This window comes from Ureaplasma zalophigenitalium, assembly GCF_025780055.1.
Lineage (GTDB): Bacteria > Bacillota_I > Bacilli_A > Mycoplasmatales > Mycoplasmoidaceae > Ureaplasma > Ureaplasma zalophigenitalium.
In genome coordinates this window covers 1-610 of record NZ_JAOXHJ010000025.1, presented here as the reverse complement: position 1 = coordinate 610, position 610 = coordinate 1, and the positions used below count along the sequence as shown (strand labels likewise).

Here is a 610-nt window from a genome sequence, read left to right as displayed (position 1 = left end):
TATTCTGGAGAACCTAATAATACCCCAGAAACATTTGTTGAAAAGAACTTTTCATCGCGATATTTAATATAACCAGCTCCAGCACCATCAGTAGTTCAGGTAATACAGTTTTCAAATAAATATTTATCATAATAACCCAAAAGTCCCTCATTTACTGTTTTAGAAGAATAAACCGGGTATTTAAACAGGGATGTTTTTGTTTTGGATAATTTGTTAGTCGACACAACGGTTCCGCGTGTCAAAATAAACAAATCTCCCACTCTTCTCTGTTCTCAATCGTTTGTAAATTAACGTAGATACAAGAAATAAACATCAGATTATTCGAACTTTTTTTGAAAGGTTTTTTCATTTTAATGGTCTTAATTTTCTAAAATTTAAATAGGAAATAAAAAAACAAAAACAGCTAGTTTACGTTTTTGTTTTTTAAAATAATTATAGATGAAGAAAATATTAAACTTCTTTGGTATCTTTTATAATCGCAGCAAATAAATCACTCATTGTCGTGTGATAACCTTTTTGTTTTAACAACAATTTTTGTATCCCTAAATGGTTGCTATCTCCCTGTAAATACATTCGGTTATTTTGGGTTCTATCCAAGTAAACAACTAGT

1 protein-coding gene is annotated in these 610 nt (G+C 29.3%); it reads right to left on the bottom strand.

Translation table 4 applies throughout. The features are described from left to right. Window positions 1-224, bottom strand: a 224-nt coding sequence (locus tag OF365_RS03195) for a restriction endonuclease subunit S (protein WP_263818169.1), incomplete at its 3' end; no start/stop codon positions are given. Between the last annotated feature and the right edge of the window lie 386 nt (window positions 225-610).